This is a genomic window from Bacteriovorax sp. As-1 (assembly GCF_058446905.1).
In genome coordinates this window covers 1,347,857-1,374,269 of sequence record NZ_CP184341.1, presented here as the reverse complement: position 1 = coordinate 1,374,269, position 26,413 = coordinate 1,347,857, and the positions used below count along the sequence as shown (strand labels likewise).

Below are 26,413 nucleotides of genomic sequence, written 5' to 3'. Positions count from 1 at the left end.
AAAATGGAATAATTTCCCTATGAGAGAGCAGACGTTTTTAATTATCACAAAAGAGGAAATTTCCTTCTGGAAAAGCTGTCAGCTCATCACTAAAAACCTGATTCAAAGTTATCAGTTGGCCTTAAAGGGCCATAATATCCAGTTCTTAAAAGTTGAAGAGGACTTAACTCCGGCCAGTGCTTATAAACATGCACTTAAAATTCGAGAGATTAATCCGCAAGGTTTGATTTGGGTCGACCACGAACCATGCTGTGCTTTATTACTAAATGCTCTTAATAACGTCCTGAGCGATAAAGCTTATAATGAAAGGCCAAAGTTTTTTATCCATCTGTTTGGAGACTTTGTTCTTCAATGCCGCGAATGGGAGAAAACCATTAAGAGTTTGAATGAATTCCCGGTGCATTTTTTAGTGGCTTCAGATGCACAAAAAATTCTTGTGGATAAAATGTTTATTTCCACAAAAAATATATCAACGGTGGTTCCTTTTCCTGTTGAAAAAAGTGTTTTTAATGTCAGTTCTTATTCTCAGCAAAGAAACTTAATGCGTGAGAAATTTAAGTTAAAGGATGAAGTCGTCCTGCTTTATTCTGGCCGCATGTCATTGCAAAAGAATATTGACTCTCTAATCAATTCTTTTACGAAAGTAAAAAATCTGGTTGGAGGCAATGTAGAGCTTTGGTTGGCAGGTCCATGGGATAATATTCTTCTGCCTTATCATGGGACAAGAGGATTGCCTGGCTCTTATTTTACTCAGTTTAAAAGCTCACTTCTTGATAAAGGTCTATCTAATGTTCGTTTCCTAGGGGACTTAGATGAAGAAGAACTCTTAGGAGTTTATCACGCCAGTGACTTGTTTGTGAGTTTTAGCACCTTTAATGACGATGACTATGGAATGTCGATTGCTGAAGCTTTAATGTGTGGATTGCCAGCACTTCTTACTCAGTGGGGAGGGCTTCCCACTTTTAAGAAATATTCAGAACACGTCGATCTTGTTCCGGTTGAGTTTCAAGATGTGAGAATGCATCCTCAATCTATTCTTGCTCAAAAGAAAATGATGGCAAAAATCCTTGAATTAAAAAATGGTAAGTTTTCTAGAGAAGAAATGGCCAATTATTCGGCTACTCATTTATCAATTGAAGCGATTGGAAAAAAACTCGAAGAATTAGTCTTTGCAGTTGATTTTAATGCTGAGATTGAGTTCTCGCAGTTATTTTACAAACTCAGCACAACTTTTCATCTAAGTTCTGATGCCCCTTTTAAAAACAATTTAGCTCTTTATAAAGATGTATACGGTGATTATGGAACAATTTGATTTTGGGAATTCCATTTTCTCCCTTGAAAAGATCTGGGATCAGCGCACAGCTGTTTCACAGAAAACGGCGCTCTATCTTTCGCCGGACTCCAATCCGTATTGCTCGCGTTTAAATCCGATTTTTAGTTTTGAAGTTGAAGAGAGCTATTTAAGATATTTTAACGTCCTTTCTTTGCGCGACGGGGTCTATCCTTTGCTGCGTTTTTTCTTTATCAACCCAGCACCTCATGTTGCCGATCCAAAAATTGTGATTGATGAAAAACTATCTTCACTAGTGCCAGTGGCCTGGAGAGAAAAAACCTTACTTAGAAGTTTGTATACAAACGAAAAGGTTTTCCCAAAAACAATCGAAGAATGCCTTATCCTGATTTCACCCGATGAAGACTCCCTTCCATTGGATATTATGGAATTAGAGCTAAAGAAATTAGCGGATAAAACAAAATCTTATCCTAAGGTTTCATTTTATTTTTCAAGTTGTATTAAGAAGGGGGAAGAGTACGCGGAGGCTGTTTCTTCTTGGGGATATACAACTCTTAATATGATCAACAAAACTTTCCACGGAAAGAATGTCGAAATTATTGATTGGAATAAATTGCAGAAGAAGAATTTATCTAAGGTTTGTTTTACTCATTTTAATCCATTGTCTTTTTATTTTACTGATTCATTCTTAACTCATGACCTCTTACAAAGAGGAGCCTCGCTTTTAGAGAGTAAACAAACAGCAGGTAAAGTGATTCATAGGGAAGAGCTTTCTATGAACCATGGGGTTGAGTTAACTGAATGGACTGATGATAAAAAGCGCTCATTATATGATCAGGTCGATTTAAAAATGATTTTTGGTGATGAAATCAGAGAAAAGCCTGCTTTTAAAGGTTATACCTTTGTCACTTTAACTAATCATTCCTTCAAGCAGTTTGCTCTTGAACGAGCTAGGGAATTGTATCAGTAAAGGTTATTGACCTTCATCCAGATATCGGCCTTCTTACAAATTTTAAGAAAAGAAGCATATTCAGGAAAAGTCTCTTCAAAGTTAGAGTTAAATCTTCGATCGAACTCCTGAATGAATTGATAAAAGTGGGCCCTTAGCCATTTGTTGCGTTCATCGCTCTTTGTAGAGCATGCCCAGTTGACGACTCTTTCAAATTTTTTAATTTCATAGGTCTCAAAAGAAGGAAGAGACTTCATTAGCTCTAGCGAGCTGAGCAGTTGTGCTTCCAGGCTTTCATCAAGAATGTTAGCGCGCAGGTAATCAGGGTCTTTTAAATAAGAGAGATCGAGAACAACTTTTTTACCTTCTTTTTTCATTCCATCCACCCACTGAATCATTCTTCCAAATGATCCAATCGAAAGAATGTTGAATGTACACATAAGAATCACTCTGCTTTCAGGCAGTGAGTGAAAAAGCATGTTCACATTTTTTGTAAAACGCTCGAAATCAAGTCCACGTCTGATGTAGGCAGACTCCGCGCCATGCCCATCGAGGCTGGTGTAAGTTGTGTATGTACCAATCGCTTTTTTAGCGAGAAGAACTTTAATATGGGCCATGAATTTTTCTAGAAGCTGTGGCGAATAACTTAAGTTGGTATTGACTGCTAATTCAAGATTAGGGGTTGGGTGATTCTCTAAATACTCTAGCACTCGGAAAGTGTTTGAGGATAATAGAGGCTCTCCTCCTGTAATGCGAAACACGCGCAGTGTAGGGAGAATTTCCGGAAACCATTTCCAGAAAGCCGTAATGTAGGGATTGTCTCCCGTTATTTCCTTGTGTTTTGGCATGCGGTGTTCGGAAGGAAGATTGGGGTAAGGTCCAAACTTTTCCATTTCACGAGCAATTGAAGAGCTGACATCGGATACACAGTACATGCAGTTTAAATTGCAATCGGAGCTAAAGATGACTTCCAGATAAGTAGGATTAACTGGCGTATCCCAAGGAGTGTTTAATGCTTCATCCAGTTTATCAAAGGCCCAATGATCAATGGATTTAATAAAGCGATCAGAGATGTTTTCTCCTGGAGCATCCTCAATTTTCCAACAGTATTCGCATTCAGGCGGACGAGTTCCTTCAAGCATCATCTTACGCTGCTGCATTTTAAAGACTGTATTGTGTAAGGCTCCCGAATCAATTTCTAATTCTTTTAAGGGAATTTGATGTCTTTCGGGATGGTGACAACTGTGAGTGAAACCACGGCTCAAATCCAACGTGACTTGATACCACTTGGCGAGGCAAAATCCGTGAGGGACTTTGGCCTTTATGTGCTCAATTTTCTCTAGCTGCTCGATGGCTTCCTCGCGGTGAGTCTTTTGTTGACTTTGATCTTTAGATCATAGAATAATTACTGAGAACTAGTAAAGCGCCTCGGAAACTCTCATGGTTGATCACTCTTTTGACATTCTAGCGCAGTTAAAAAATCAATCGTCCGATGTTGATCAAACCTTCTCATCTCGAGGACTCAAAAAATCTTCATTTTGTGTCATGCCCTTTGTGAACATTATTCTTGAGCCTAATGGCGATGTCGGATTTTGCAGACATAAAGGAATCAAATTCCCTTACGGAAATATTAGAACTCAGAGTCTGGATGAAATTTGGCAGTCAGATAAAGTCCAGAAGTGGAGAAGCGAATTTCTTTCAGGAGAAGTCGAAGTCTGCTCGAAAGAAGTTATTGATGTAAAATGCAACCAATGCCCGGAGCTCAATAAACTTCTTCCTATGGCCGAACTAGAAGTTAAAAATCCTAAGATTTTAAGACTGACGGCCAATCTCAATGGGAAGTGCAATCTTCAATGCCAGATGTGCGATGTATGGAAATTGCCGAATGGTTTTTATACAGAAGAAAACTTTTGGAAACCGGCCAGAGAACGTTTTTTTAAAGACATTCAGGAAGTCGATCTGCTTTCTGGTGAGCCTTTTATTCAGGCAGATACTTATAAATTGATTGATGAAATCACAGCTGTTAATCCAGATTGCCAATGGACTTTAACAACTAATATGCACTGGAAGCTAACAGATAAAATTAAAGAGCAACTTGATAGAATTAAAATAAAAAATATCATTCTTTCTATTGATAGTTTAGATCACGCTGGGTATGCCAAAATCAGGTATCCCGGAGATTTGAGTTTTGTTTTTAAAAATGTTGAAGCACTTCTTTGTTATCAGGAAGAAAGAGTCAAAAGAGGGCTAGGATCACTTAATCTAAGACTTAATTGTGTTGTCCAGAAAGACAATTGGCATGAAGTTAAAACAATTGTTAATTACTGCACAGAAAGAAGAATTATTCCTTTTTTAACTTTTCTTTATTTTCCGGAGAGATTTTCTCTTTTAACTCTCGATCATGCAGATAGAAAAAATATTTTAAATTTCTACTTTGAGACATTGTCTTCAACTGAGATGATTTTTGCTCAAAGAGTAATCAGACCACTTGTTCGATCATTGGAAAAAATTGATTACGTTCAATACCTCGATAAAATGCGCGAGTCGACTCTGTGATCATTGCTCTTTTTTCCCTTCTTTTTTCTTATGCCCAAGCTAGTGAATTAAATCTTTTCCCGAAGGCCTATTTTGATTCGGAAAAAGGTGAAATGGTTTATGGAAAAGTTATCCAGATTAAGGGCGATAAAATCACGGGGATCATCAACCGCAATCAAGTAAAAACAGTTACCGAGCTTAAAGATATCTATCTGCTGCCAGGCCTTATTGACTGTCATACTCATGTGCTTTTGGCCCAATTAAAAGGTGAGACTGAGTTTGAAGACGCACTTAGTAGAGAAGCTAGGCTTAGCCCAGCTGAGCGAATTAAGAGAGCTAAAGGATTTTTAAAAGACTACTTAAAGGCCGGTTTTACCAGTTTATGTGATTTAGGGAATTCTGGAAGATTTCTCGATGTGCAACTAAGAAACCAGACTGAGAATGATAAGTCATTTCCCCATCTATATGTTTCAGGACCTGGAATTGCCACTAACAAAGGTCAATTTCCAGCGAATGCAAAGATGGGTGAAGTTAATAACGAATACACACTTGTGGATAGTAAAACAGATGTCGATAAATTGCTTCAGGGGTATCTCAACCAAAAAGTGGATATCTTAAAAATATATTTAGACAACACTCCCGGTATCGGAGGAATGGATGAAACTCTTTTAAAAAAGATTTTGGCCAATCTTAAAAGTAAAAAATTTAAAAAGATCACCTATCACGCTTCAGAGTTAAAAAGTTTTGAGATAGCAGAAAATTTGCCAATTCAAAGCCTGGAGCACGCTAATCAAATTACCTTAACTCATACAATGTCATCTCTTCGTTATGTTACGCCAACAGACCAAGATAGCGAAACGCTGAAAGAGTTTAGTTATTACCGCCAGCCTTTTTATCAGTCCCAGTCTCAAAGACTAAAGCAGCTTTATCAAAGAAAATTCAATCTGGTTTTTGGTCCGGACTTTTATTTTCATAACCCACCGCCGTTTAATCGTGCTCATTACGTTAAGAGAACATTAAAAACTTATGTTGAAGCTAATATTCCGCGAGTGGAAATTCTGCGTGCGTTGACTTTAAATCCTGCAAAATCCTTGGGCGAAGATAATAACATTGGTGTGATTAAGAAATCAGCCTATGCCAATTTAGTTGGCTTTAAAGGGAATCCACTGGAGAAATTTGATGTCATGTTCGAAGATCCAATGGTTATTAATAGAGGGTCTTTTCTAAAGTAATGCAAGCTCTTCTGCTGACTTGTTAAGTTGTCTTGAAACTTCAGGAGCCAAGTGATCCTCAGATTGTTCAAATAAAAAGCTCATGTGTTTTTTTATCTGTTCAGGGTTATCAGTGGCCTGGTTGCTAAAGCATCCCCATAATTCCCAAGCAATCGTTCTTTCCATAATATCTTTATTAAGTGTTGAGAGTTTTCTATTGAGAGGAAGATAACAAATTTTATTGTAGAAAAGACAATAGACTGTATCGCTTTCAGGACATTCTTTGTGAGCAATGCCGTAATAATCGAGATAGTAGCGGTACTCTTCAATAAACTTTTTTTCTTCTCCCAAAAGAGCCGCTAGGACAGCGGGAATTTGTTCGAGTGAATCCAGGGCTTCGCGATGGGGAAGGACTTCGTTGATGGTGTATTGAATTTTTTCAGCTCTTTGAGGAAGGGCCCTCTTGCTCCAATTTGACATTAGAAATTTATGGAGAAACACGGCCTTATCTGCGATCTGGGCCTCTTTGGAGAATTGGTATTTGTCCATAAGAGTTGGGTCACGCTTAAGTTCTAAGGGATTCATCAGTGAGAGAAGAGCGCGATCGCGGGATTCATCGAAAAAAACGATTTCCCCCATAACGGGAAAAAGGGCCTTGACTCTGTCGTGAGTTTTTATCAGGCGCAAAAAGAGTTCGGGTGTCCCTCGTTTAACCATGATGGTGACATCAATGTCGCTTTTTCCAAAGGCCCAGTAACCCAGCTTTAATGAGTTTCTAAACCAAATATCCACCACTTCTGAATGCCTTTTGCGCATAAAGAAGCTATAGGATTTGAAAATCAAAAGATATATCTGATAGAGCATGCAATAAGAGTAAAGAGCGAGAACGACTTAATCAAGCGCGGCTTGGCAATAATTTCCAGATTCAAATCACCCTTCAAAATATTGTAAAATTTAATATGGCCACTACGATCTTGGTGGCGATCAGGAGGAAAGAGTCGATGTCTGATAGCGCGAAACTGATTCTCGATGGCAATTTGCAGGTCTTTTTTTATGATCACTTGCAAGAATTCAACACTCGTTCACTTGCACCTCTGTCTACTGAAACAATCTTTTATTCAAGTCTTGTGATGGATCGCTTTGGTAACTCGGAAAAATTCTTTGACCAGGTTAACGGACGCGCTCGCGAAAAAATCCTTGGGATTAAATTAATGGAGTCCAGTCAATTTCCTAGGGAGCTGCAAAAAAATGCACTCAAAGAGATTGCTGAGATGTCGCTTCTTCTTTGTGGGTATTTTTACGATTCACTTAATAAGAAAATCATCGATGTAAAATATTATGAAGATGTAGGAAAGATTGCTTACACCAAGCTAAATTCATTTTGCCCGAATGCTTATGATGTCCCGTCTTTTTATAAAAAAATGGCATCGAATTTTTCAGATGTCACAATGCTGATGAGCCTGGTCTCTAAGAAATACTCTAAAGAGACCGACCCGGCATTACCTTGGTTGATCTTGAAGGATCGGCAAGTCTCTTAAGACTTTACCGATCGTCCAACTACGATTGTGTTCCATTTCTGAGAAAGGATCTTCTTGATATTGGTCTGGAAAGCTTCGTACTGAAGATCTTCGATCTCCTTGTTGCTTTTGTGGTAATAATCAAGCCCTTGCCCTTGAAGAACCGGAACTGAGTAAACACTCGCAAAGTCTTCGTTTGTTTGAACATTAATTAAATTCTGACCTTTGATCATGTTTTTAATACGAGTGAAGTCTTCTTCAGGTAGACCATTTTCTTTGATTCTATTGATAATATCCTTAATCGCTGCGATCGCAGGAATGACCTTATCAAATCCAGAGGCCATATAAATCCCGAAGTATCCACCTTCAATCGCCGAGAAATGAACTGGTTGAGCAGAGTAACAAAGACCCTGACGGTCTCTTACTTCAACGAAAAGCTCAGAAGACTGACCTGAAAGGTGAGTCGTTAACATTTTCAGGTATAGGTTTTCAGGTGAACCCATCTTTCCACATGGGATACCGTGGAAGATTTGAGTCTGCTCGCGGTTAAATGGGATAAAGCTCTCAACGTTGAGTGTTGATTTATATTTTTTGAAATTAAGTTTTTGTGTCTTTCTCGATGGGAGTTCTGCAAAAAGCGGCTCAAGCATTGCTAAGACTTCCGGAAGTTCAGCGTCTCCACAGTAAGTTAACACCAGCTCTTTTGTTTTCAGGTTTTTCTTATGGGTATCAAGTAAAGATTTTTGTGTAATCGACTTAAGCGTCTTGTCTGTACCAATCGGACTTAAAGCATAAGGGTGAGTTCCAAAGAACAGTCTTTGAACTTCTTTAAAACACTGTTTAACCGGGTCTTCTTTCTGGTTAACCAGTGCTCTTTGAGCAAGTTGCTTTTCATGGTTTAAGTATTTTGTCGGCATGTCTGGGGAAACGAGTGCACCTCTAAAATGCGGGAAAAGTTCCTGTAGATTGTCGCTCAATCCATGCATTAGAAGTCCGTAAGCATTTTTCCCTGAGAACCCAGAGATGCTTGAAGATTTTTCTTCCAGTGATTTTTTAATTTTATCAAAGCTGATTTTGTTGTGACCTTTTGTCAGCATCGCACTGATAAGGTGATAGCTTCCGTTTGTTTTAACCGTTTCTTCTGTAAGCCCGCCGCGAAGGTAAGCTTGAAGAACGAAAGTCGGAGTCATCTTGTTTTGACGATAGATAAGAGAGACACCTGGTTTAATTTTAACCAGTTCAACCTGCTGATCGTATTTTGATCTGTCGATTTTATATTTGGCCTTAGCAGTTCCACCCAGGCTTACTTTAAGTTCTTTTAGTTTCTTTTGGAAATCGGCCAGGTCTTTTTTAGTCTTTTGAGCATTGGCCTCTTTTGGAAGCTGGATACTGATATGAACATCTCTCATGAAAATTTTCTTCAGAGACTGATTAACTGCATTTGGGGATGTTCCTTTGATCTTATCGATAAACTCTTCTTCGCACTTGATATCGCCGTTTTGAGCGTAGCTGTGACCTAGAGAGAAAGCGTAAGATTCAATTGATTCTCTTTCGTAAATTTTAGATGAAAGGTACTGGTTTTTGATTTTTGCCACTTCATCATTTCCAAGACCTTCTTTTAAAGTGTCTTTTACAGTTCCCAAAAACTTCTTTAAAAGTTCATTCATATTTTTATGAGGGAAAACCAATCTGATGAAGTGCGCTCCACCTTTGGCCATAAACATCGTCGATGAAGAAGCTACGTTTGCCAGTGTCTTATCTAAAACAAGAGCGTTGTGTAGTCTTGATGTTTCACCGAAACCTAAACAGTTAATAGCAAGGTCTTCTGCAGCCGCTTCCTTTTCTGAGTAAGTTGGAGACTTAATCACCATCGTTAAAGTTGTCATACCAACTTCTTTCTGGTGCATATCAGTTGTCGCCTGAGGTTTCAGGTCGAATTCCGGGAAGTCACTTTGAGGCCCTTCAGGCAGTTGATATTTTTCAATTGTTTTGATGAGCTCTTCTTTTTCGCTCATGTCACCGGCAACGATTAAAAGAGCGTTTGAGAGGTTGTAAAAATTTTGTCTGAAATAATTGAGCTGAGCGATTGAGAAGTTTTTAATAGTTTCTTCACGTCCCAGAATTTGATGAGCATAAGCTCCTTCAAAAGCAGAGTTTTGCAGTCTAGCGAAAGCAAATTGGCTTGGGCTATCAATTGATCTTCTAAATTCTTCGAAAACGACATTGCGCTCAGGAATTAGGTCTTCTTCTTTGAACATCGGGTGAGACACCATATCCAGAAGGATATCAATTGAGTTCCCCATTTTTGTGTTGGGAGTGTTGATGTAGTAACAAGTGTAATCAAACGATGTGAAAGCGTTGATCTCACCACCGAAAGACTCAACATCGTGAGCAATCATGGCACCTGGTCTTGTTGCTGTTCCTTTAAAAAACATATGCTCGAGGAAGTGAGCAATCCCTTCATTGTCAGTTTGCTCTAAGGCACTTCCTGCTCTAAACCAGATTTGTACAGTCCCGGCAGTTGAGCCTGGCTGATGAACAAATAGGGTCTTAAGCTTATTTTTTAAAGTGGACATCTCGTATTGCATAATAAAATTCCTTTAAACTTTTAATCTAGAACTAAACATCTTATTATAGTCCCTAAAGGAAAGTATCTCCTAATAGAATTTCTCTATAAAATGGAAGTAATGTTTGATGTCTAATCCCGTTTCATCCCTCTATCTCCATTTTCCATTCTGCAGACATTTATGTAACTATTGCGACTTTTATAAAAAAGTTCCGACCGATAGAACAAATGATCTTGCTGGCTTTCATGAATATATGGAAAGCGCAGCAATAGAGCATGAAAAGCTGATGAAAACGAACGGGTGTTCCTGGGCACCGCTTAAGACTCTTTACATTGGAGGCGGAACACCTTCTTTGTGGGGAAGTGAAGGTAGTGCTTTTTTGCAAAGCTTACTAAAAAAACATCACATCACATTAGCGCCAGATTGTGAGTTCACTCTGGAAGTAAACCCTGGAAGCTGGGACAAAGAAAGCTTGGCCCTTTGGGAGCAGGCCGGAGTAAACCGATACTCATTAGGAATTCAGTCTCTCCAAAAAGAAGCGATTAAATACCTCGACCGCGTCCATAGTATTGAAGATGTTTACGAAACATTACAATTTTTCAAAGATAAAAAGGCCAATTTCTCAATGGATTTTATGCTGGGGCTTCCATACTCCGCAGAAATGAAGCGAGATGTAATTGGCGAACTTAAAATGGCCCTGGAATATAATCCATCACACTTTAGCGTTTATATTTTAACGGTTAAAGATAACTACACTCACTACAAGGCCCTGCCCAGTGAAGAGTGGATTGAAGATGAATTCATTAAGGTGGCAGAGTTTTTAAAGTCGCAAGGGTTTGTTCATTACGAAGTTTCTAATTTTGCAAAACCTGGTTTTGAATCAAAGCACAACTTGAATTACTGGAAGTCAGAGTCAGTCGCAGCTATCGGGCCTTCAGCAACGGGATTTTTAAAAGAGGCAAGGCTTCGCTATAAATGGAAAACAAAAGAAACGAAAGTCGAACTTGAAGAATTAGATGAAGAAGCTTTCGGCCTGGAAAAAGTTTATATGGCCATGAGATCTTTTGAAGGAGTTTCTCCCTCGTGGTTTAAGGATGAACAGGCGTTTTTAGGATTAGCAGATAAGTGGAATAAACACGGATGGGCTGCTCTTGAAACTGATGGCAAGGTGAGGTTAACGAGCAGAGGTTACTTGCTACTTGATTCGTTGATGAATGACCTGTTTTCTTTAAAGTTATTGTAGAAAATCGGGCCGAATTTCCATAGGCCTTTTGAAAGTCCAATTGCATAGGCACCAAGAATAAAATAGTGCATGAAGATATACTTGAAGCTAAATGACTTCCAGACGATGGCCCTGTAAAGAGCGACGATAAGGGCGTACACTGCAAAGACAAAAATCAAAAAACTCTGCGGGTGAAATACCAGCCAGAGAAAAGATAAAAAACTCACTAGTGGTAAAAAGTAGATCAGCTCTTTGCGGTTAGGGAGAGTCACGAAATTAAGCACGCGGCATTCGCCACTTTTAATAACGGCAGCTCCAAGCTTTTCCAGGTTTTCTTTGCGCAGGTGATAGACATAAATTTCTGGAGAGTAGTGCAGGATTTTGCCCTTTTCCTTTAATTCTTTAAGTAGAAAGTTCTCTTCATTTCTAAAAAGATCAGCATTAAATTTAAAGCCCTCTGCATGAAAAAGTGAGGCCTTCATCCACAGGTTGCAAAGAATCAGCTCGCGCTCGCTTGAATCCGACGAATACTTGTCTGTTTTAGTATGCCTTTTATAAGTTGGCCCCATGCAAAGTGGAGAAGAGAGCACTTCTCCAGTGAGTTTTTGAAAAACACTGGCATTTCTTGGCGTTTGATCTGGACCACCAAGAACATCCCACCCACTGTCGAAATTTAGGTGCGAGAAGTAATCAGGAGGTAAAGTACAGTCATCATCGAGGAAAAATAAGTACTCACCGCGTACCTTTGTCACGCCAAAGTTGCGGGCAGCGGCAGGTGTCGTTTTGTGAATGAAATGAAAAGAGTAGTCTTTGTAGATTCGTGAAAATCTTTCAATGTTTGTGCGATCGCCATTAAAAACAACAACAACTTCAAACGAATGTGAAGTTGGGCTTTTTCGAATGGATTCCAGACACTGAACAAGCTCCTTTTGCCTGTTGTAGGTCACGATGATGATACTATATTTCATGGGCATAGATTAAAGAAAGATGATGTCATTGTCATGAGGAAAGTAGTGACGTTACAATAATCTTATGAAACTTTTCTCACTCTTAATTTTTTGTATTTCTCTTGGTGTCTGGGCCAAAGTGCCTGACTCAGAAGTCATTGAGACTGCAAAGACTGCTGACGGCAAAATATTAGTGGAGAATAATAAAGTTTGGTACGGCCAAGGTTACAATCAAGACACTTATGAAGCTTTAAAGGCTCAGATCGGTTGGGTTTATCCTATCTATTCAAGAGTTCAGCATTCTAAAAAAATTCAAGGCACTCAAGAGGGTTACGATGTCTTCTACGACATTAATGCTTTAGGGCAAAGAGTTTATGATGTAGCAGCTCCTAAGAAAAAGCATCTCATTCTAGCAGGAGACTCTAATACTTTCGGATTAGGGCTTCCCAATGAAGAGACACTGGCCGCTCTTTTTACTAAATCCTGGTTAGATTATCATGTCTACAATTTTGGCCATGGAGGAGGGGCGCCTCACAACACATTATCCCTGATGGAAAATTTTCCGTGGGATAAAGAGATTAAAGAAAGTGAAGGGCAGTTTGTTTATATTTTTTATCCAAACTGGATGTCGATGAGAGTTATTGGAACTAAAAGTTACCTGACTTGGGATAGGGGGGACAGTCCTTGGTATGCATTGGATAAAGGAAAGTTGGTGAGAAAAGGGAGCTTTAATGACCGGCTACTTACGCATCTTCTAAAATTTTTGACTTTTATTGATGTGTTTAATTGGATTGGTGATCTTCCAAAATTAAAACCGTCAGACATGGACCTGGTAGCTAAAATTCTGGTGAAGATGAACAATGAATACCTCACCAAGTTTCCCAAAGGGAAATTTACCGTGGTGATCAGTAACTACCATGAAGCAAAACATGATTACGCAAAAGAGCTCGATCGCCTTTTAAAATTATATAAAATCGACACGGCCTTTATTCATTCAAATCATCCTGAAAGCCCACGTTATCATTTAGTTGATCATCATTTTAATTTTGAAGGGCAGAAAATGACGGCCCAGGATTTAATGGGAGTGCTTAAACCATGAAGCCTGCCTATTTTGAATTTTACGGTCATAAAGTGAAAGTGGAGTCAGAGGCATCTGATCTTCTCGCTTTGTTAAAAAAGGACTTTTCTGTTTTTGTAAAAGCAGAAGAAGTCATTCCGGATTTTTCGCTCCAGATTTTTCTAAATGATCCTCCTCTTGAACAGATTCCTAATATTGTTTGCACCATGCAGACGATTAATTCGATTTGTTATGACATTCACGATGTTCGTTATTGCGACTATTACGGTGATTTAATGGTCGTTCTGAATAAGAAAACCAATAGTGCAAAAATGTATTCTAAAAATCTCTCAAAGATCCATGAGGTGAGTTATCTTCTGATTCTCTCGCGCATTGGAAAGCGCATGGATTTGGGAGGGCTTCATAAGCTTCATGCTTTTAGTGTTGCTTACAAAGACCTGGCCTTAGTTTGCATGATGCCAATGAAAGGTGGAAAGAGCACGCTTCTGTTAGAGTTTTTAAAAGACTCTCGTTTTAAAATTATCTCTGACGATATTCCACTTGTTGATTGGCAAGGTCATATCAGACCTTTTCCAATTAAGATTGGATTGAGTGATAAAGCAGTAGAGCTAAAAGTACTCAATCCGGACGAAAATTACTATTTCATGGATAGGGGCCAATACGGAAAGAAAAAACTTCTTTCGCTTAAAGGCCTTCCTGGAAAAGTTGTAGAGCTTGAGAAGTCCTATGAGAAGGTGCTTTTAATTGAAGCTTTCCGTTACAATTCAAGGACGTCAATTCTTAAAGTTTCCAGTTTTCTCTCGACTGGAAAAGGGCTTCTAAAACATGGAGTTATTGGTTTTGGTTTGCCGATGGTCATTGAATATTTTTGGGAAAATGGCTGGAGAGATTTTTTAACAAAAACAAAGATCTTTTGCTTTCGTTGCATTGGCTTTGGAGCACTGTTGTTTCGAGCTAAGCGCATGAAGCTTTTTTTAGGAAGAAACCCGGAAGAAGCTGCAGAAGTGATTATGAAATACATTGAAGCCAATTATGAAAAAATATAGAGTTGTTTCCGGCTCTATGATGCCGGTCATCCCCATTGGAATGGAGATTTTTTTAGAAGAGGTGAGATTCCCCGACCTAAAAAAATTCGACATCATTGTCTTTAATGACTCGGGCAAGTACACTTGTCACTATATATGGCATATCAATAAGCACCTGGATCAAGGAATGATCATTACTAGAAACCTGGATGGTTATAAGTTTGATGACCCGTTTGCTTTTGATCAGGTCGTCGGGAGAGTGACCAATGTCAAACTTCCTCTTTGGACGAAACTTAAACTCCTTTTTTGGATTAAATGAAACAGCTAGAAAAACTGCTCTTTCTTACTTACTTTCAAATGCGTTCAAAGTACCGCAAAACTTTGGCCGGATTCGTATGGGTTATTGCTTACCCCATTATTAGTTTTATCATTCAGGCGACTGTCTTTGATAAAATCTTAAAACTTAATATTCAAAACTATCCTTTATTTTTACTCTCAGGGCTCCTTCCTTGGGTTTTTATCAGTCAAAGTGTGACGTCTTTTGCAAGTTCATTAGTTCATTCGCGAGAAGTTCTGTTAACTTTTAAAGTTCATCCCAATTACATTATAGGGGCCAATGTCCTGGATAATTTTTTTAATTATCTGGTGGCCACTTTGATTCTAATCGTTGCCTTAATGGGGCTTGGAATGATGAGTTTTTCTTTACCGCAATTAGTACTTTTCCTATTGAGTACTTTAGTCCTTTTAGTGTTTGGTTTCGTCTTAACGATGATTATTAGTTTTCTTCATGTTTTTTATAGAGACATTCAATTTGTTTCGACTTTTCTCCTGGGGCTCGCTTTTTTCGTAACGCCCATTTTTTATTCGCGCGACTATCTGGAGGCAAGTTTCCCTTGGATTTTAAAGATCAATCTTTTTTATCCTCTAATCGCTCTCTTTCAAAATTCTCTTTATGAATTAAATACAGAAGCCTGGTTAAATTATATGGGAATCAGCGTGACGATTGTCACCGGTCTTGGACTAATGCTGGCCTTTCTTTTTAACAGAAAAATGAAGGATTTTTACATCAATGTCTAGTGAAGTCATCTTAAGCGTAAAAGATTTTTCCCTCTCTTATGAGGCAAAGTACTACCGCGCCCACAATGTGAGAGACCTCTTTGTCAGTATGCTTAAGAGTCCTATTAATTATTTTCTCAATGCACCTGACCGCTTATTAGTCTTGAGCAAAATTTCATTTGATGTAAAAAAAGGGGAACGAGTAGGCATTTTAGGGGCCAATGGCGTTGGAAAAACTTCTCTTTGCCGTTATCTTTCAAAAATTATTGCTTCAGATAAAATTGTGTTAAATGGCGAAGCACGCGCTATCTTTGAAACCGGACTTAATATTTATCCTGAGCTGACAGGCCTAGAGAACGCTATTCTTTTATGTGAGTTGATGTATACCAACATTTCACGTCCTGAGAAAAAAGCTTTGGTAGAAGAAGCCATTCTTTTTAGCGATCTTAAAGATTTTGCCAACGTTCCTTTAAAAAATTACAGCAAGGGAATGAAGGCGCGCCTTTTCTTGTCTCTTTTAACGGCCAAAACATCAGACTTAATTATTCTCGATGAGGTCCTAGGTGGGACCGATCAGTTTTTTGCAGAGAAATTAAATTCCAGAATTAATAAAATGATTGAAGGAAGTGGAGCCTCGGTTATTGTCTCTCACAACCTGGATGAAGTGTCCCTTCTTTGCAATCGGGTGATTGTTTTATCTGACAGATCCATCGCCTTTGATGGAAAGGCTCAGGATGGTATCGACTTTTATAAAAATATGCTCCCCGCTCAATAGCAATTAATTCAATTTAATGTATACTATTAATGATTTTCAACAATATTGCCACGCAGGGTATTATGAGTAAAAAAACAATTACTATTACTTCTATTATCATCGTCTTGATCGTCGTCATCGCAAGCGCATATTTCTTCTATTTCAACCCACAGGTTTGTCCGGCCGGATACGTTGAATTCGACGGTGCACTTTCAAGAGTCTGTGTTGCTAAATACGAAATGAGAAAAGGGGCCAATGGACAGGCAGTTTCTCAACCCCAAGGCCTTCCTTGGACAATGGTCAAACTTAAGGAAGCTATCGCTGCTTGCCAAAAAAATGGTGAGAGATACGATTTGATCTCAAATGAAATTTGGACTCTTGTCGCAAGAGATATTGCTTCAGTTCCAGAGAACTGGAGTTCCGGGGCCGAGTATGTCGGTAGGCTAAATGTTGGGCATGCGAACAAATCACCTAATGCACCACTGGCCGCTAGCACTAATGATCAGGATGCTTGTTTTGGTTTAACTGAAAAATGCTCTCAATCTGTGTGGAGCTTTTTTAGAAGAACTCACGTTCTTCCAAATAATGTTGTTATCTGGGATTTCTCGGGTAACGTTGCTGAGTGGATTAAAGATACTTCGCCACTTTTAAACACGGATAACCATGTTGCTTTCAGTTTGGTTAAATTCAACAATCCACCTTTTTCTCGTTTTGGACCGACTACTAATTGTGATAACCCGGAACTTTCGAACATGTTTTGTGGATTTGGTGCTTTTAAGAATGCTAAAGTTGCTCACAAGAATGGAATTTGTAGAGGTGGTCACTGGGAGCAGGGAAGTCCGGATGTTGCTGGGGTTTTTGCGACGGCGATTAACCTGAATATTTGGGATAGAGATAAGCATCTTGGGTTTAGATGTATGTATAAGCCGCTGGAAGGGATTACTTCTGTGCGTGATTTGATTACTAGATTGAGAAATTAATTTTTCTGCTGAATTAGTTTTACAATTTCATCGGCGATTAATTTATGGCCTTTAGCCGAAGGGTGGACTGGGTCGTAGAAGTTTTCTTTTGCGTTTGCTCCAGACAGAATTGAATAAGTATCCACAAGAGTGATATTCTCAAAATTGGCGAAGTCTTTTAGTTTCTTATTTAAGAGAATAATTTTATGAGAAATGCTAAATGGCTCAAGTGATTTTGCATATTTTAATTTCTCATGGGCTTCACTGCATTGTTGCTTAGATGCCAGTGCACTTACTTCTGCGTATGCTTTGATTATAAGCTGTTCATTAAATTTTGGATCAGGGGAAGCAAGATAAAATGGTGTATTGATTAGCACCGGCCTGATTCTCCTCGATCTCATTTCGTTTATCATATTGGTTAAAACTTCTTTATAATCTTGCCATTCTACTCGCTGGGGAAAATTTATAAGCTGATCGCATTGCAATGTATGAGTAAGTTGTCGAATGACTAATGATAGAACGACTAAGAAATCAGATGGCAGCTTGAGTTTATCTAATCTTAATGCTCGAGGCTCAGCTTGAAAAAAAGTTTTATCGTTAATTGAGTCCGCATCAAAAAAACGAAACTTATCAAGGTCATTTACGCCATATGAGATCAAGACAAAATCTGGATGGACATCATTTTTAATTTTATTCCACATAAGCTGACCTTGCATTATTGAATGTCCTATGCCGGAGGCATTTATAGATCTTGTGTTGATGGCTTTAGCACTAAGGGACGTATATGTTTGTTCATTTTTTACACCCCAACCGAATGCAGAAGAAGGCCCAAGCGTAAGCATTTTCACTTCAGTACTATTGTTTGCTAAACCATCAGTTGATCTAAAACCTCTATTGTCAGTTTTGAGGATTTGATTTTCAAATTTTGTATTTAATTTTTCTTTCTGCATCCAGCCTAAATCGGCATCATATTGGAGAAGTCTGCGCGAGCGATAAAGTGGATTAGATGATTTTATAAGAAAAAAATAGGAAGTCACTTCGAGCATAAATGCACAAAGGATGAATTGAAATACTATAAAAAAGATAGGTTTTAATATTTTCATTAGTTATAATAATGTTAAGAAATTTATCGATTTAATTCAAGTTGAAGATGGAGCAAGGATGAACCATTCTCTCAAAGAAGTAAAAAGTAGCTGCTTTGGTATTGTTCTACTTTTTACTATTGTTGCCTTTGTTATTTATTTCCCATCTCTCAAAGCAGAACCTTTATGGGATGATTGGTACTATATTTTTAAATCTTGGACCATAAATCATGTTGGATTTTTAGAGTATTGGAAATGGGGGCCATATAAGAGATCTTGGCCACTTTTTTATAGTGCCTGCTCTATAATGTTGAAATATTGGAAGAGTGAATATCTTTTATATCATCTAACGAGTTTGATCTTACATGTTACTAATAGTTTTTTCATCTATAAGTTAATCAAAAAGATTAAAGGCAATTACCCATTACTATTATCATTGATTTATTTGGTGCACCCTTTGCAGTTATTTAATGTAATATGGATTATTCAGATAAAAACTTTGATGGCGATATTTTTCTTCTTAATTGCATTTTATTTTTTCCTTGAAAGTGAAAGAGAGAGTAAAGGGTGGAAGATCGTACCTTCCTTTTTCTTTTACTCTTTTTCGTTGTTTTCCAAGTCATCTTTCCTTCCGATTGTTTTATTGTTTCCTTTTTATCGAAAAAAAATCAAATTAGTACCATTTTTCTTAGTGTCATTGTACTCCATGGGATTAACGATATGGTCTTCACACTTAGGGGGGGTCATTGAAGGATTACAAAAAAAAATTACCTCCCTCTTCTTTGAGAGTGCTTTAGCTGCTGAGAAGATTACATCAATGAGACCACCACCAATAATCATTGACCCTATACATACACCATTTGATTCTTTGATTCTCTCTCTCGTTAACTTAACAAAATATTCTTGGTACGTGGTTTTTCCTTGGAAAAACTTATTAGTACATCCAACAACAAAAATATCAAATAATTTTTTTGAAATGACCGGATTTACAATTTTATTTTTGATTATCGTATCTTTCATAATTAAGGCTTTTCAGGATAAGAATAAAGGATTTATGGCCGGCATCTTCTTTTATTTAATCACTTTGATTCCTTTTTGCGGGATTATTCTAATCCCTATTTTTCAGTATTCAAACTTTGTTGAATATTGGTTGGCAGTTCCATTTCTTGGTATAATCCTGGCAGTATCAATGTCGAATTATAGATTTAATACATTTATTGCTTTAAGTGTTATGCTGCTGTTCTTTTCAGGGAAAACGTTTTTTTCAGTCAGAGAGAACTCAAATTCAATAGCGATCATAAATAATTCGGCAGCTGATTCTCCAAAGAATGTTCTCATCCCATTAATTCTATCAAAACATTATTTCTATAAGGGCGAATATTCAAAATCCAATGAAATCCTTCTTAAATATAAAAAAGATTTTAAGAGAGATATTGATAAAATTGACCTCGAGATAGAAGCTAACTTAAGAGGAATAAAAGGCGAGGAAGTAAATGATTACGCACTCTAAGGATCAATTTTTTTATCTTTTTATTTCCGCGATAGCTGCCTATGTTGGGATGTGGTTTTCCAACATACCAGAGCACACACTTCTTGCAGGGAAATATTTATTTTTTACGCCGTTTGTAATTTTGTTTTTTAATAGTTCACTAGTATATCTAATAGCTTTGAAGTGGGTTTCTGATAAACAAAGAGCTTTTTTTCTCGCCTTGATTTACATAGTAGCTCCCTTGCATCTCGATTCTTTTTTGTTTCCTTCGCAGTGGCAAGCTTTTCTGGCAGAGTTTTTTATGTTGCTATCATGCTATTTCTGGTTAATGTCCAGAGAGAGCTGGTCAGTGATGACCCTTATAATTTCAATGCTACTAAACGTAAAACTAGCATTTTTGGGGATATTAGTTTCAACATGTTTAAGGTTAAAAAATACTTATAAAATATTCTTGTGTGCTACTTCTTTCAGTATATTAATTTTTACTGCAATTAGTTTTTACCAGAAGGATTATTTCTTTGAAGAGCAACTCAGTTCGTTAAGTTATGTATTACTGACTGCAGTTTCCCCTTTGAGTATGAGTAGCTTAAATCGTGCAGTATTAATTCCTAATTACTTGTCGACATTTATGTTATTGTTTTGGCTAAGCACAATTGGAATTGCGATATTTGGTTTATTTTTGAAGAAGGGTAAATTGAGATTCATCGGTTTAATCTGGCTGTCTCTTTTTTTAGGATCATTCTTAGCCGCAAAAGAGATTCTCGGGTCAGGAGGCTTTCCATATTTTTTTCTTCCAACATCTTATTCATTAATTCTTCCTCTATTTCTCATTTTTATTAATTCATACTTGGATTTACTTAAGAATAGTAAAATTCAACAAACTATCATTGCTTTCATTGTTCTGGTTTGGTCGGCAGCTTTGATTAGTTGGGAGAGAACCAGCATGGATTATGTAAAAATGTGGAAAGAAGAGCTAGCCTTTTTGCCTGAAAGTTATGAGCATGAACTTGAAGTTAAACTAACTTATGCACAATTACTTATGAAGAAGGAATTATATGATGATGCCGATAAGTTTATTCAATTGAATAAACTGAAATTTCCAGTAGAAGATTGGTATCAGATGTTACTGACAATCTATTCTAGTCGAGAAGATGAAGTTAAGTTTAAGCAGGTTTATGAAGAAATGATTAGAAATAAAGTTCCTTACAAACCGGCCGAGAGTAATTAGTAGTTATAGTTCGTACAACCGATGCCTGTTGTGTTAAAGCTTGTGGCAAAGTTAAAAGTACCACTACATGTTCTGGTTCTTGTATAGGCGGCACATTTGAATGGGTTTGCGGTGTCGCTTGGGTCAATGTCAGTAGCGTATTGGTTAGCACCACATGACTTTCCTCTATATTGTACATAAGCACAACCTGTCACGTTACCTACAGAGTCGACTCCTGTCGGATATTGTCCTGCTGGACACGATGTTATCGCATTAAGACAGTTTGGTGATCCATTTGCGTTATAAGAATTAAAAAGCAAGTGGGTCGTAGAACAGCTAGTTGAACAAGAAATTCCAGAACCACTTCCAGAGTTTCTGATCATCGCACTTCCGGTACAGATTCCGTTGGCCGGATCAGAGCATGTTAAGTTACTGCTACTTATGTTAGTAGCTACTAGTTGCACTGGTGAAGAAGTACAAAGCGCACTGTATCCTAAACATGAAGCTTCTCTACGGTTTTCAGCGCCGGGCGTTCCAGTGTTGGATGTATTAATACCTAATCCATTAATTACCTGACCGGTCCCACAAATTATTTCCTCAACGTTGGTCACACATTCAGCAATAGCTGAACCTGCAGTTGACCTTTTAAAAGAGAGAGGTGTTGTGGAAGAACCATTCACACAAGCTTGAGTAACTACAATTTCAACTGCTGTTGAATTTGCTGTAGTGTCTTGTGTTGGACGGGCATAACAACGAGTAATGTTACCACTGACATCTGTTTCTATGAAAAGTGGAACTTTAACAACCGCTGACCTTTTGGGAAGACTGGCTTTCCCATTGACTCCAGCAGCAACGTTGTTATTTGCATTGTAAGTTACAACAAGAGAGTACCTTAATTGCGCATTTGAAATTGAAGAATCACCTTCAAGTTGGAATCTGCTGACAACGTGCGTGTCTTTGGAGTAGGCCTTGTTGAGTTCTAGAATATTGATGGAATTTCTTTTGATTGGAAAAGGAATTTGTGCTCCTACCATAGAGGCTAAGTTTTTGCCTCCAAAATTATCACTGCTGGTACAAACGTTTAAGTCTGAAAGGGCCCCTGCTATTCGAGACTGTTCTGATTGCTCTGAAACTTCAGTTTTGGTACCTATCGCAGTTTTTTGAGATGAGCGATTGAGGGACATAAAGTAGTACGAATTGGCAAGAATTAGAGCTGCAACTCCAATGACTATAGGAAGTGACATTCCTCGCTGGTCTAATTTAAGCATCTTTAATCTCATGTATAATCAAAAAAGATTTCTATAATTCTAATATTAGATCATAATATACTAAAGTTAAGGATAAATTATTTAAATAAAGGCTACTTTATGTCTAAAAAGCTCAATAACTTTATGAATTTAATAAGAAAAGAAAAAGACTCAGGTTTTGGTCTAACTGAAGCCGTAGTTTCTATCGGGGTGTTGGCAATTCTCGTAACCGGGCTAATTAGCCAACAAAGATTGTCATCAAAAGGTATTACAACAGTTGCCTCTGAAACAGAGATTAACAACGTAACAAAAAGAGTGTTTTCTGAAGTTGGCCTACTCTCAGTCTGCTCATTGTCTGAGAACTTTGGTGGTCAGTATGTAGAACGTTCAAGTATCACTAGTTTGCAAAATACAGCAGGGGCGCTAACAACTTCGAATACTATTATTAAAGTTGGGGACGTCTTCGGAAGTGGTAATGGTCAAATTGAGGTCACGGGAATTAAGAGTGCATTCCGTGAATCATCTTCACTTTCTCCAAATGAAATGTACCTTACTCTTAGTTTTAGAAAAAAAGAAGGAAACATCATTAGTGGTGTTTTAAGTAAATTCACTACTCGAAGTGTTGAAAGAGAAATTCCATTAAATATTTTAACAGATGGAGCTTCACCTGCAAGAGTTACGAATTGTTATGGTAATTACGATTTAATTGTAAAGACGGCCGTTGAGTTATCGTGTGTTGGTAATGGGGCAAAGTATGATCCTACTGTCAATCTCCCATATGGAGAATGCCAGCATGTTAACACTGCTATCACTTGTCCAGCTGGGCAATACATTAAGCGAGTTGTTGCACCTCCCGGGGCGAGTGCAAATGCTAAAGGAACAGCTACGGTTTCGTATGTCTGTGCTAGTTTAGAAAATGCCTGCCCAAATAATTATTTTGTGACTGGATTTAATTCAGACGGGTCTGTTCAATGCGCCTTGGTCTATAAAGAGTGTGGGCCAAATAAAATTCTCTTCAAAACATCAAGCGGAGCTTATGTTTGTACCGATATCAATTGCCCTTCTCTACAGGCTTTTAATGGAACTTTTAATGCTGCTACTGGAGCTGCAAATTGTGTAAATATTCCAGTCTCCGGATGCGGTACTGGTTATGCAACTTCATATAACACTGATGGATCTGTGACTTGCAATACAGCAACAGTAAACTCTAGTGGATGTGGAGTAGGACAAAGAGTTACTGGAATTGGTTTAGATGGAAATGTGACTTGTGCAGATTGGTTTCAATTACCCGCTTCATGTCCTCCCGGATATGCTATTGATGGTGTAGATGCTAGTGGTTATAGGACGTGTAAATATATTCAACGCCCTTTAGCTTGTGATGGAACAAGGGCCAGTCATAATTATCAGGATTGCACTAACGCTGGCGGGACAATTGAGTATAAAGGAACAGGAAATAGCATGTGCCGATTCAATTTAGCTACTTGTCCAGCAGGATGGTCAAGATGTTACAGCTTTGGGCATCAGACAACAAACGCCTGTTTTGATGCCAGTAACACCGGCTATTGCGATGGAAACAGAACTTGGAGATATGCAGTTCCTCCAGGGGGAGATGGAAACTGGCAGAATAATGGGCAAGGATCAACGGGATGTATCTTGTGGTCGGGGTACCCAAATACAAGCCATGCTTGTTACGCATCCACATATGCAACAATTTACTCTAATCAAACGTCGGTAGGGTGCTACTAATGAAATCTTTATTTAAAAATAAATTTGGGTTTACGCTGGTTGAAATAATGGTTACCTTGGGAATTGCCGGAGGAATTGGGCTTATGGCCTATGGTCTTCTATCAACTTCAAGAAAAACTGTTAACACCAATATTGCTACTCATGAAATTTCTTTCTTAAAAAATCAAGTAATCGCTTTTATTTCTATGCCAGAAAATTGCATGCTGAATTTCAATAATCAAATTATTGGTACAGCTGCAACTCCAACGAGCTATACAAGTTTAATCAGAAAACAGGGAAATGGTACGACCATTCCGTTTATTGAGCAAAATAGATCATACGGACAAAATGCCGGTCAAAATGCAGTAACAGTTAATCAAATCAGAACATCTCTTTCTACGACTAAAGCGAATATCATGAATATTAGGGTTGATTATCAGATTTTAGCGGGATTAAAAGTTGAGACAACAAAAAAGACAGATTTTTTTACTGTCGAGGTTTTTATTGGGAAAGATGCGGCAACTGGATTGAGAGTTGCGAGTTGCTTTACAGATACAGCCAAGATGATTCAAGATGCTGTAAGATTGAGTTGTAACCCTAGTGGGACTGCTAATGGAGTCGTTACATATAATGGGAGTGTTCTTCCATATGGTGAATGCGTAAGACATAATATTGAAACTCGAAATGAAGCAAATACTGTTCAAGCTACAAATGTATGCCCTCCAAATCAATTTTTAGTTAAAACATCAAATTCAAATGGTACGGCTGGTGGAACTACAACTCCTGGGAAGATAACTTATGAATGTAAAACAGTGACTTTAAATTCTTCATGTCCGGCTGGATCGTATTTGAAAGAAATCGATGTTAATGGTGCAGCAGTATGCGTAACGGTAGCAAGTCTTCTGGCTTCTATGACTGATTCGTATGTAGTTTCTACAACTACTGGAGGCTATGTCGCTCAAAACTTGAATTGTCCAGCGGGGCAAGTTTTACAAAAATTTAATAACACTACTGGTAAAGTTTGTGTTCCAAAAACAATCGCAAATACTTGTCCGGCCGATCAATATGTTTATCAAATCGATGCTAGTGGGAATGCTCAATGTAGGGCCATTACGAAAACAGCGACAGCTTGTCCTGGCGGAACTTATGTTAGGAGTGTCGATGCTAATGGGGCCATTACAAATTGTAGTGCTCTAACTCTACCTGGTGCAGTCTGCAGTGGAGCTAATCAAGTAATGATTGCCATTGATAGTTTCGGTAATTCTACTTGTGCGACTAATTATTGATTAATATTATTAATGACTAAAAAGCAATTTATCATATTGTTTCTTTTATCATTAGTATCACATTTACTTTTTTCATTTCATTTTTCGTTAACTGTTGATGAATTAAATATTTGGAATAACTTTCAATATAGTGACTCATTCAAGGAGTTTTGGAACCATTTCGTAAAATACGATACTCACCAACCTTTATTCTATCTTTTTTGGTACCCTCTTTTTACAACTATCTGGGGCCAGTTTTTTCTAAGACTTCCTTCGCTTCTCTTTTTTTTAGGAGGGGCTTTTTTCTGGAATAAACTCTTTCCCTATACAGAAAAAGAGAATCAAATTCCATGGAGTCTTTATCTTTTTTCGCCTTTCTTGTTAATGTATTCGTCTTTTTTTCTTCCTTATTCTTTATTGATATTGGCCTCTGTTTTTAACTATTACGCTTTGGCCGTTTTAGAAAAAGAGGAAAATAAAAATAACTTTCTGCAATTTCTTTTATCGAGTTTAATACTGATTTTTACTCATTACTATGGAGCCCTCCAAGCCATTTTAGTAACAGCTTACTATATCTATCGCAGCCCCAACAAAAAGCTTAAAGTCGGATTCTTCTTCCTTACATTAATTCTTTTTGGAACTCTGATTGCTTTTAGTGACTTCCGCAACGACTTTGCCGTTGTTCACAATTACCGAAAGATGCCGACCCTCTATACGGTCTTAGGTTCAATCAACCTTCTTAATGGTGGTCGTTATCTTTCAATTCTCCTTATTTTTCTGTTGTTATGGAAAAGAAAATGGAAAATCATTTTAACCAGAGAATTTCTATTTATTGTTACAGTTGTGGCAATTGCTTATTTAAAATCCCGCCTTATCTCGCCCTCTTTTGAGGCCCGTTATTTATTAATTCTAATCTATCCTCTTTATGCACTTTTTAAAGGAATCGAAATTAAGTTTATCGTGCCTGTTTTTGTTGTCGTCAGTCTATTTTCTCTTCACCAACTACAGGGAACCTTCGGTGCTTCTTTTGTCACAAAATATGAAAAAGTCCCCCGCACGAGCGAAGGAGTAGGTCTTTTTATCACCCCATGCCCAAAATTCTACTTCCCAAGTAGCAACTACCTCTGCAAAGACTACTATCAAAACTACGAACAAATGACCGCCGGAGCAAATCAGTTTATCGTACACAAAGACCACTATTTTTTCTTCAAACGCCTGGTTCGCAATTCAGAGTGTGAAAGAATGCAAGAGCCTGGCTTGTATAGCTGTAGATTGCAGGTAAAATAG

Annotated in this window: 23 protein-coding genes; 17 read left to right on the top strand and 6 right to left on the bottom strand. The window is 37.9% G+C overall.

Going from position 1 to position 26,413, the window contains the following annotated elements; genetic code table 11:
• The first annotated feature begins 19 nt into the window (after positions 1-19).
• Both ACN20O_RS06960 and ACN20O_RS06955 read left to right on the top strand, forming a co-directional pair.
• Complete coding sequence (locus ACN20O_RS06960) at positions 20-1,312, top strand: glycosyltransferase family 4 protein (protein WP_491638504.1); 1,293 nt, start codon at positions 20-22, stop codon at positions 1,310-1,312.
• The gene (locus ACN20O_RS06955) at positions 1,299-2,261 is read left to right on the top strand and encodes a hypothetical protein (protein ID WP_491638502.1); all 963 of its coding nucleotides are present in this window, start codon (positions 1,299-1,301) and stop codon (positions 2,259-2,261) included. The genes ACN20O_RS06960 and ACN20O_RS06955 overlap by 14 nt, the downstream gene beginning before the upstream one ends.
• On the opposite strand, the gene ACN20O_RS06950 is transcribed toward ACN20O_RS06955, so the two are convergent.
• Entirely contained in the window at positions 2,255-3,505 is a 1,251-nt protein-coding gene (locus ACN20O_RS06950) for a twitch domain-containing radical SAM protein (RefSeq protein ID WP_491639271.1), read from the bottom strand. The genes ACN20O_RS06955 and ACN20O_RS06950 overlap by 7 nt on opposite strands.
• Positions 3,506-3,794: 289 nt before the next feature.
• Between ACN20O_RS06950 and ACN20O_RS06945 the strand changes: the two genes are divergently transcribed.
• On the top strand, positions 3,795-4,796 hold the full coding sequence (locus tag ACN20O_RS06945) for an SPASM domain-containing protein (protein ID WP_491638500.1): 1,002 nt from the start codon (positions 3,795-3,797) through the stop codon (positions 4,794-4,796).
• Positions 4,793-6,007 carry an amidohydrolase family protein gene (locus ACN20O_RS06940; protein ID WP_491638498.1) on the top strand — a complete coding sequence of 405 codons (1,215 nt, stop codon included), beginning with the start codon at positions 4,793-4,795 and terminating at the stop codon, positions 6,005-6,007. Before ACN20O_RS06945 ends, ACN20O_RS06940 begins: the two co-directional genes overlap by 4 nt.
• On the opposite strand, the gene ACN20O_RS06935 is transcribed toward ACN20O_RS06940, so the two are convergent.
• Positions 5,999-6,802, bottom strand: a complete 804-nt coding sequence (locus ACN20O_RS06935; protein ID WP_491638496.1) for a hypothetical protein — start codon at positions 6,800-6,802, stop codon at positions 5,999-6,001. The genes ACN20O_RS06940 and ACN20O_RS06935 overlap by 9 nt on opposite strands.
• A gap of 185 nt (positions 6,803-6,987) precedes the next feature.
• Here ACN20O_RS06935 and ACN20O_RS06930 point away from each other — a divergent pair, with 185 nt between their 5' ends.
• Positions 6,988-7,524 (top strand): hypothetical protein, encoded by a 537-nt coding sequence (locus ACN20O_RS06930; RefSeq protein ID WP_491638494.1) that lies wholly within the window; start codon positions 6,988-6,990, stop codon positions 7,522-7,524.
• Here ACN20O_RS06930 and ACN20O_RS06925 read toward each other — a convergent pair.
• Entirely contained in the window at positions 7,521-10,091 is a 2,571-nt protein-coding gene (locus ACN20O_RS06925; RefSeq protein ID WP_491638492.1) for a M16 family metallopeptidase, read from the bottom strand. The genes ACN20O_RS06930 and ACN20O_RS06925 overlap by 4 nt on opposite strands.
• Positions 10,092-10,197: 106 nt before the next feature.
• Here ACN20O_RS06925 and hemW point away from each other — a divergent pair, with 106 nt between their 5' ends.
• Entirely contained in the window at positions 10,198-11,313 is a 1,116-nt protein-coding gene (gene hemW, locus ACN20O_RS06920) for a radical SAM family heme chaperone HemW (RefSeq protein ID WP_491639269.1), read from the top strand.
• Here hemW and ACN20O_RS06915 read toward each other — a convergent pair.
• Entirely contained in the window at positions 11,259-12,260 is a 1,002-nt protein-coding gene (locus ACN20O_RS06915; protein WP_491638490.1) for a glycosyltransferase, read from the bottom strand. The two genes, hemW and ACN20O_RS06915, sit on opposite strands and share 55 nt — an antisense overlap.
• A 64-nt stretch (positions 12,261-12,324) precedes the next feature.
• Here ACN20O_RS06915 and ACN20O_RS06910 point away from each other — a divergent pair, with 64 nt between their 5' ends.
• The 6 genes from ACN20O_RS06910 to ACN20O_RS06885 all read left to right on the top strand — a co-directional run bounded on the left by ACN20O_RS06910 (position 12,325) and on the right by ACN20O_RS06885 (position 17,132).
• A complete protein-coding gene (locus tag ACN20O_RS06910) occupies positions 12,325-13,338 on the top strand; it encodes a hypothetical protein (RefSeq protein WP_491638488.1) in 1,014 nt (337 codons plus the stop codon).
• A complete protein-coding gene (locus ACN20O_RS06905; RefSeq protein WP_491638486.1) occupies positions 13,335-14,363 on the top strand; it encodes a hypothetical protein in 1,029 nt (342 codons plus the stop codon). The genes ACN20O_RS06910 and ACN20O_RS06905 overlap by 4 nt, the downstream gene beginning before the upstream one ends.
• Complete coding sequence (locus ACN20O_RS06900) at positions 14,350-14,661, top strand: S24/S26 family peptidase (RefSeq protein WP_491638484.1); 312 nt, start codon at positions 14,350-14,352, stop codon at positions 14,659-14,661. The genes ACN20O_RS06905 and ACN20O_RS06900 overlap by 14 nt, the downstream gene beginning before the upstream one ends.
• Positions 14,658-15,419 carry an ABC transporter permease gene (locus ACN20O_RS06895; protein ID WP_491638482.1) on the top strand — a complete coding sequence of 254 codons (762 nt, stop codon included), beginning with the start codon at positions 14,658-14,660 and terminating at the stop codon, positions 15,417-15,419. Before ACN20O_RS06900 ends, ACN20O_RS06895 begins: the two co-directional genes overlap by 4 nt.
• Positions 15,412-16,173, top strand: coding sequence for an ABC transporter ATP-binding protein (locus tag ACN20O_RS06890; protein WP_491638480.1), 762 nt, complete (start codon positions 15,412-15,414; stop codon positions 16,171-16,173). Before ACN20O_RS06895 ends, ACN20O_RS06890 begins: the two co-directional genes overlap by 8 nt.
• 62 nt (positions 16,174-16,235) lie before the next feature.
• A complete protein-coding gene (locus tag ACN20O_RS06885; RefSeq protein ID WP_491638478.1) occupies positions 16,236-17,132 on the top strand; it encodes an SUMF1/EgtB/PvdO family nonheme iron enzyme in 897 nt (298 codons plus the stop codon).
• Here the strand turns inward: ACN20O_RS06885 and ACN20O_RS06880 are convergent.
• Entirely contained in the window at positions 17,129-18,214 is a 1,086-nt protein-coding gene (locus ACN20O_RS06880) for an SGNH/GDSL hydrolase family protein (RefSeq protein ID WP_491638476.1), read from the bottom strand. The two genes, ACN20O_RS06885 and ACN20O_RS06880, sit on opposite strands and share 4 nt — an antisense overlap.
• Positions 18,215-18,272: 58 nt before the next feature.
• Between ACN20O_RS06880 and ACN20O_RS06875 the strand changes: the two genes are divergently transcribed.
• The gene (locus tag ACN20O_RS06875) at positions 18,273-19,703 is read left to right on the top strand and encodes a hypothetical protein (protein ID WP_491638474.1); all 1,431 of its coding nucleotides are present in this window, start codon (positions 18,273-18,275) and stop codon (positions 19,701-19,703) included.
• A complete protein-coding gene (locus ACN20O_RS06870) occupies positions 19,687-20,910 on the top strand; it encodes a hypothetical protein (protein ID WP_491638472.1) in 1,224 nt (407 codons plus the stop codon). The genes ACN20O_RS06875 and ACN20O_RS06870 overlap by 17 nt, the downstream gene beginning before the upstream one ends.
• Here ACN20O_RS06870 and ACN20O_RS06865 read toward each other — a convergent pair.
• Positions 20,907-22,157 carry a hypothetical protein gene (locus ACN20O_RS06865; RefSeq protein ID WP_491638470.1) on the bottom strand — a complete coding sequence of 417 codons (1,251 nt, stop codon included), beginning with the start codon at positions 22,155-22,157 and terminating at the stop codon, positions 20,907-20,909. The two genes, ACN20O_RS06870 and ACN20O_RS06865, sit on opposite strands and share 4 nt — an antisense overlap.
• 123 nt (positions 22,158-22,280) lie before the next feature.
• On the opposite strand from ACN20O_RS06865, the gene ACN20O_RS06860 reads away from it, so the two are divergent.
• The 3 genes from ACN20O_RS06860 to ACN20O_RS06850 all read left to right on the top strand — a co-directional run bounded on the left by ACN20O_RS06860 (position 22,281) and on the right by ACN20O_RS06850 (position 26,413).
• Positions 22,281-23,882: a type IV pilus modification PilV family protein gene (locus ACN20O_RS06860; RefSeq protein ID WP_491638468.1), complete on the top strand. Its 1,602-nt coding sequence runs from the start codon at positions 22,281-22,283 to the stop codon at positions 23,880-23,882.
• The gene (locus ACN20O_RS06855) at positions 23,882-25,147 is read left to right on the top strand and encodes a PulJ/GspJ family protein (RefSeq protein WP_491638466.1); all 1,266 of its coding nucleotides are present in this window, start codon (positions 23,882-23,884) and stop codon (positions 25,145-25,147) included. Before ACN20O_RS06860 ends, ACN20O_RS06855 begins: the two co-directional genes overlap by 1 nt.
• 402 nt (positions 25,148-25,549) lie before the next feature.
• The gene (locus ACN20O_RS06850; RefSeq protein ID WP_491638464.1) at positions 25,550-26,413 is read left to right on the top strand and encodes a hypothetical protein; all 864 of its coding nucleotides are present in this window, start codon (positions 25,550-25,552) and stop codon (positions 26,411-26,413) included.

Coding starts and splice junctions, on each gene's coding strand:
- ACN20O_RS06960 (WP_491638504.1), top strand. CDS start 20: ATGAGAGAGCAGACGTTTTTAATTATCACAAAAGAGGAAATTTCCTTC.
- ACN20O_RS06860 (WP_491638468.1), top strand. CDS start 22,281: ATGAATTTAATAAGAAAAGAAAAAGACTCAGGTTTTGGTCTAACTGAA.
- ACN20O_RS06930 (WP_491638494.1), top strand. CDS start 6,988: ATGTCTGATAGCGCGAAACTGATTCTCGATGGCAATTTGCAGGTCTTT.
- ACN20O_RS06865 (WP_491638470.1), bottom strand. CDS start 22,157: ATGCTTAAATTAGACCAGCGAGGAATGTCACTTCCTATAGTCATTGGA.
- hemW (WP_491639269.1), top strand. CDS start 10,198: ATGTCTAATCCCGTTTCATCCCTCTATCTCCATTTTCCATTCTGCAGA.
- ACN20O_RS06875 (WP_491638474.1), top strand. CDS start 18,273: ATGAACCATTCTCTCAAAGAAGTAAAAAGTAGCTGCTTTGGTATTGTT.
- ACN20O_RS06855 (WP_491638466.1), top strand. CDS start 23,882: ATGAAATCTTTATTTAAAAATAAATTTGGGTTTACGCTGGTTGAAATA.
- ACN20O_RS06885 (WP_491638478.1), top strand. CDS start 16,236: ATGAGTAAAAAAACAATTACTATTACTTCTATTATCATCGTCTTGATC.
- ACN20O_RS06915 (WP_491638490.1), bottom strand. CDS start 12,260: ATGAAATATAGTATCATCATCGTGACCTACAACAGGCAAAAGGAGCTT.
- ACN20O_RS06880 (WP_491638476.1), bottom strand. CDS start 18,214: ATGAAAATATTAAAACCTATCTTTTTTATAGTATTTCAATTCATCCTT.
- ACN20O_RS06935 (WP_491638496.1), bottom strand. CDS start 6,802: ATGCGCAAAAGGCATTCAGAAGTGGTGGATATTTGGTTTAGAAACTCA.
- ACN20O_RS06900 (WP_491638484.1), top strand. CDS start 14,350: ATGAAAAAATATAGAGTTGTTTCCGGCTCTATGATGCCGGTCATCCCC.
- ACN20O_RS06870 (WP_491638472.1), top strand. CDS start 19,687: ATGATTACGCACTCTAAGGATCAATTTTTTTATCTTTTTATTTCCGCG.
- ACN20O_RS06905 (WP_491638486.1), top strand. CDS start 13,335: ATGAAGCCTGCCTATTTTGAATTTTACGGTCATAAAGTGAAAGTGGAG.
- ACN20O_RS06955 (WP_491638502.1), top strand. CDS start 1,299: ATGGAACAATTTGATTTTGGGAATTCCATTTTCTCCCTTGAAAAGATC.
- ACN20O_RS06890 (WP_491638480.1), top strand. CDS start 15,412: ATGTCTAGTGAAGTCATCTTAAGCGTAAAAGATTTTTCCCTCTCTTAT.
- ACN20O_RS06895 (WP_491638482.1), top strand. CDS start 14,658: ATGAAACAGCTAGAAAAACTGCTCTTTCTTACTTACTTTCAAATGCGT.
- ACN20O_RS06925 (WP_491638492.1), bottom strand. CDS start 10,091: ATGCAATACGAGATGTCCACTTTAAAAAATAAGCTTAAGACCCTATTT.
- ACN20O_RS06910 (WP_491638488.1), top strand. CDS start 12,325: ATGAAACTTTTCTCACTCTTAATTTTTTGTATTTCTCTTGGTGTCTGG.